General features: G+C 67.2%; 5 protein-coding genes. 2 read left to right on the top strand and 3 right to left on the bottom strand.

The genetic code is table 11. The features are described from left to right. Positions 1–89: 89 nt before the first annotated feature. The 3 genes from ftsL to AC1D01_RS24225 are packed head-to-tail and all read right to left on the bottom strand — an operon-like array spanning position 90 to position 1,770. On the bottom strand, positions 90–377 hold the full coding sequence (ftsL, locus tag AC1D01_RS24215) for a cell division protein FtsL (protein ID WP_477870884.1): 288 nt from the start codon (positions 375–377) through the stop codon (positions 90–92). Continuing rightward, the gene (rsmH, locus tag AC1D01_RS24220) at positions 374–1,324 is read right to left on the bottom strand and encodes a 16S rRNA (cytosine(1402)-N(4))-methyltransferase RsmH (protein WP_477870886.1); all 951 of its coding nucleotides are present in this window, start codon (positions 1,322–1,324) and stop codon (positions 374–376) included. Before rsmH ends, ftsL begins: the two co-directional genes overlap by 4 nt. A gap of 5 nt (positions 1,325–1,329) precedes the next feature. Then, the gene (locus AC1D01_RS24225) at positions 1,330–1,770 is read right to left on the bottom strand and encodes a division/cell wall cluster transcriptional repressor MraZ (RefSeq protein WP_047505735.1); all 441 of its coding nucleotides are present in this window, start codon (positions 1,768–1,770) and stop codon (positions 1,330–1,332) included. Positions 1,771–2,032: 262 nt separating this feature from the next. Here AC1D01_RS24225 and AC1D01_RS24230 point away from each other — a divergent pair, with 262 nt between their 5' ends. Together AC1D01_RS24230 and AC1D01_RS24235 are read left to right on the top strand one after the other, a co-directional pair. Then, a complete protein-coding gene (locus AC1D01_RS24230) occupies positions 2,033–2,404 on the top strand; it encodes an XRE family transcriptional regulator (protein WP_477870888.1) in 372 nt (123 codons plus the stop codon). 3 nt (positions 2,405–2,407) lie between these two features. Further along, the gene (locus tag AC1D01_RS24235) at positions 2,408–3,724 is read left to right on the top strand and encodes a type II toxin-antitoxin system HipA family toxin (protein ID WP_477870890.1); all 1,317 of its coding nucleotides are present in this window, start codon (positions 2,408–2,410) and stop codon (positions 3,722–3,724) included. The last annotated feature ends 174 nt before the right edge of the window (positions 3,725–3,898 follow it).

Here is a 3,898-nt window from a genome sequence, read left to right on the forward strand (position 1 = left end):
GTACATGACGCTGCGCACGTTGACCGCGCCGGCGCGTGCCGGGTTCGGCCGGGCATCGCCGCCGAGCTGGCGGATCTTGTCGATCCAGCTCATCTGGCAGCTCCCGAGGCGGCGGGCGCGTACGCGACGTATTGCGTGACGGCCGGCGTGGCATTGCGCATCGCGAGCTTGTCGCGCGCGACGCGTTCGACGCGCAGCGGCGTCGCCTGCGATTGCTTGTCGGCCAGCAGCCGCTCGTGCTCGATCTCGAGCTGGTGCGCTTCGGTGGCGGCGCGGTCGACCTCGGCGAAGAGGCGCCGCGCGTCGTACGAGACGCGCACCAGGTAGATGCTGCTGGCGATCAGCGCGATGAGCAGCACGAGGTTGATGCGGGTCATGCCGGCACCTCGGTGCGCTCGGCGATGCGCATGATGGCCGAGCGCGAGCGCGGGTTGGCGCGCACCTCGGTCTCGGACGGCTTCACGCGGGCGATCGCCTTCAGCCGGCTCGGCCGTTCGGGTGCGAACGGGGCGCGGCGGTCGAACTCGCTCTTGCTTTCGCGCGCGATGAAGTTCTTCACGATGCGGTCTTCGAGCGAGTGGAAGCTGATCACGACGAGCCTGCCGCCCGGTGCCAGCAACCTGAGGGCCGCGTTCAGCCCCTGTTCGAGCTCCTCAAGCTCGGCGTTGACGAAAATCCGAAGAGCTTGAAATGTGCGCGTTGCAGGATCCTGGCCCGGCTCGCGGGTCTTGACCGCACCAGCCACGACGTGGGAAAGCTCTGCGGTGGTGCGAACTGGATGCCCGCCCTCGCGCCGAGCAACAAGCGCCTTTGCAACCGATACAGCAAACCGTTCTTCCCCATAGTCGCGTACCACCTCTGCAATGTGGCGCTCGTCGGCGCGGGCCAGAAAATCCGCAGCGCTTTCGCCGCGGGTCGTGTCCATGCGCATGTCCAGCGGTCCGTCGAAGCGGAAGCTGAAGCCACGTTCGGGGTTGTCGATCTGCGGCGACGAGACGCCCAGGTCGAGCAGCACGCCGTCGACGTGCGCGATGCCGAGTTCGGCCAGCACCTCCGACATGCCGCCGAAAGGCGAGTGGTGGATGGAAAAACGCGGGTCATCGACCCGCGTTGCGCCCGACGCTGCCGCGGCGATGGCATCCGGGTCGCGATCGATCGCCACCAGCCTTCCCCCGGGCGCGAGCCGGCCGAGCAGCAGGCGCGAGTGGCCGCCGCGGCCGAAGGTGCCGTCGACATAGATGCCGTCGGCGCGCGTGAACACGCCGTCGACGGCCTCGTCGAGCAGGACGGTCTGGTGCTGGAAGCTCTCGGTACTGCGGCTCATGGCGTCTAGCCCTGGAAGTCCTTGAGCGAATCCGGCATCTCGGATTGCAGGACCTTGGCTTCCTGTTCAGCGTAGACGAGCGGATCCCACAGTTCCAGCCGGCTGCCCATGCCCATCAGCAGCACATCCTTGGTCAGGCGGGCGGCGGCACGCAGCTCGGGGGAGATCAGCACGCGGGACGAGGCGTCGATCTCGACATCCATCGCGCTGCCGAGAAAGATGCGCTTCCAGCCGTCGGCCGACATCGGCAGCGCCACCAGGCGCTCGCGGAAGGCCAGCCACACCGGGCGCGGAAACACCAGCAGGCAGCCCGCCGGGTGCTTGGTCAAGGTGAGCTGGGGCCCGGCATCGGCGAGCAGGACATCGCGCTGGCGGGCCGGGACGGTGATCCGCCCCTTCCCATCCAGCGTCAACGCTGAGCTGCCTTGAAAGCCAAATTCCGCCACAAAAACCCACCAAAGTGCACTTTGCACCACTCTAGCGGATGGTTCCTAGAAGGTCAATGAGAGGTGCAAGAAAAAATCAATGAAATCAAGAACTTAGGATTGACCCTAAAATCTGCCGAATGAAAATGGTTGTAAAAGCAAGGACTTACAGAAGGCTGTGAAAGCTTTGGATGAAAGGGAAGCTGCGGCCGTCGAACCATGCCGCTTGTCGATGTAATGATAGATGTTGACAAAACAGCGTCTTTTGTGATGTTCTATGAGTATGCCCAAGACTGCCCGCGCCCTCCTCCAGTTGCCACCCGCCACGGCGGCCGCCATTGAAAAACTGGGCGCCGACCTGGCGGTGGCGCGCCTGCGTCGCAAGGAGTCGCTGAGATCCTGGGCGCAGCGCCTGGGCATCACCGTCTCCACCCTCCAGCGGCTCGAGGCCGGCGACCCGTCCGTCGGCATCGGCATCGTGGCGACCGCGCTGTGGCTCATCCAGCGCGACGGCGAACTGAGGCAGTTGGCGGCGCCCGAACACGACCAGGGCGCCATCGAACTGGATGTGCGCGAGGCCGTCGAGCTGGGCCGTGCCCGGGCCCAGGCGTCCGCGGAGGCACGCCTGCGCGCCGCACCCAAGGGAAAGGACTGAGACATGCGCCTCGACGACCTGCACCTCTGGTACCTGGGCGACCCGGACGCGCCGCGCCACGTCGGCGCGCTGAAGCTCGTCTCCGCCGGCAAGGGCGTGTCGCTGCACTACGGGCGGGAGTGGCTGCTCGATGGATTCGCGCTCAGCGAGGACCTTCCGCTCGTGGACAACGAGTTCCTGCCCCCCGGCCGCCTGGCCACGGACGGGCAGCGCGCCGTCGGCGCGGTCGACGACGCGCGGCCGGATCGATGGGGAGAAAAGGTCATCCGCTTCGTCGACAAGCCCCAGCGCCTGTCGTTGATGGAGTACCTGTACTACGCCGGTGACGACCGGTTCGGCGCGCTCGGCGTTTCCACGTCGTCGAGCGCCTACAGCCCGCGCGCCGCGGGTCCGCTGCCGCGGCTCGATGACGTGCAGCAGCTCAGCGAGGTGGTCGCCAAGATCGAAGCCTCGGAGCCCCTCAACGCGCTCGAGGCGAGGATCATTGCCGGTGGCGGCAGCCCGCTCGGCGGCGCCAAGCCGAAGGCCCTCATCGAGATCGGCGGAGAACAGTGGGTCGTCAAGTTCTTCAACAACGAACCCGTCGACACGCCGCTCATCGAGCACGCGACGATGACGCTGGCCCTGCGCGCGGGCATCACCGTGGCCCGCACGCAGGTGATCCGCCTGTCAGACGCGAATGCGATCGCCGTTCACCGCTTCGACCGCGCACCGGGCCGGCGCATCCACAGCATCTCGGCAGGCACCGCCATCCGCGCGGCCACCGCCTCCGGCGCCGAACCCGAGATGGGCTACCCCGAACTCGCGCGAATCCTGCGCCGCATCGGCGTCACGCAGGACGACACGAACCAGCGCGACGCGCGCGAACTGTTCCGCCGGATGGTCTTCAACATCCTGGTGGACAACACCGACGACCACGAGAAGAACCACGCGCTGCTGGTCATGAACCCCTTCGCCCAGGGCCGCCTGACACTGGCGCCGGCCTATGACGTCCTGCCGACGAACTCGGGGCAGGGCTACCAGGAGTTCATCTGCGGCGCCCAGGGCCGCGACTCGACGCTCGACAACGCGATGTCGCAGTGCGATGCCTTCGGCCTGCTGCCTGCGGAAGCGGCGGCCGACGTGCTCGCCGTCATCGAGGTCGTGAACACCTGGCAGCAGCATTTCGCACAGAGCGGCGTGACCGCGCGCGACATCGCCAGCCTGGCCGAGCGGCTCGATGGCGACGCGCTGCTGAGCCAGCGCAGCAGCTTCGACCCGGCCCGGTATCGGGCCGCGCCCACCCGGCGGAAAAGGCCCAGCCCGTTTTTACGTCGATGAAACTGCGCCGCTGACACCCGAACCAGCGGGTGGTGGGCGAACGGTTCCGCTCATCCCTTGATACCTCCTGCGGTCAGCCCCGAGATCATCCACTTCTGCGCGAGGATGAACACCACCGTGATCGGCAGCCCCGACAGGATGGCGGCGGCCGCGAAATCCCCCCACAGGTACTTC

Source organism: Rhizobacter sp. P3_B12 (assembly GCF_056402895.1).

Excerpts from the sequence above, each read along its gene's own strand:
- ftsL (WP_477870884.1), bottom strand. The coding sequence starts at position 377 with ATGACCCGCATCAACCTCGTGCTGCTCATCGCGCTGATCGCCAGCAGC.
- rsmH (WP_477870886.1), bottom strand. The coding sequence starts at position 1,324 with ATGAGCCGCAGTACCGAGAGCTTCCAGCACCAGACCGTCCTGCTCGAC.
- AC1D01_RS24230 (WP_477870888.1), top strand. The coding sequence starts at position 2,033 with ATGCCCAAGACTGCCCGCGCCCTCCTCCAGTTGCCACCCGCCACGGCG.
- AC1D01_RS24235 (WP_477870890.1), top strand. The coding sequence starts at position 2,408 with ATGCGCCTCGACGACCTGCACCTCTGGTACCTGGGCGACCCGGACGCG.